This is a genomic window from Microvirga roseola, assembly GCF_020866965.1.
Lineage (GTDB): Bacteria > Pseudomonadota > Alphaproteobacteria > Rhizobiales > Beijerinckiaceae > Microvirga > Microvirga roseola.
The window spans coordinates 1-422 of record NZ_JAJATX010000209.1 but is presented as its reverse complement, the minus strand read 5'-3'; the positions used below and the strand labels follow the sequence as shown (position 1 = coordinate 422).

General features: G+C 56.9%; 1 pseudogene. It reads left to right on the top strand.

Features of this window, described 5'->3' with window-relative positions:
• Nucleotides 1-104: 104 nt before the first annotated feature.
• Nucleotides 105-422, top strand: a pseudogene (locus tag LG661_RS24915) (hypothetical protein); the annotation flags it as partial.

The window sequence follows — 422 nt, the reverse complement described above, 5'->3', positions numbered from 1 at the left end:
CTCGGAAGCCATGATCAGGGTGGCCATGAACAGTCTTATGCTCCGACGCATCGCTCAACCGTAGCAATTCTCAAACGGGCACTGAGACTGTGGTGCGTGGGCGCGTGGTTTCTACTGTCGAACAACGGACGGAGGTAAAGGCGCCGTGGCTTGATGGAAATGGTCAAAGTCCCTTAGGCGATGAGAATACCTCATTCCTTTTCGGTACTGATAATGACGACCTGCAAATCGGTAGCAGTGAAAGCGAGATTGTTTCCGGGGGATTGGGAAACGACACCTTGGACGGGGGCTCCGGCGCCGGTGAGGATGTTCTCTTGGGAGGCTCAGGCAACGACCTCCTCTTGAGCGGCGCTGGTGCAACTCAACAGTATGGCGAAGGCCGGGACACGGTCAGCTACTACCACCGTCCTGTCGCGGTGGAG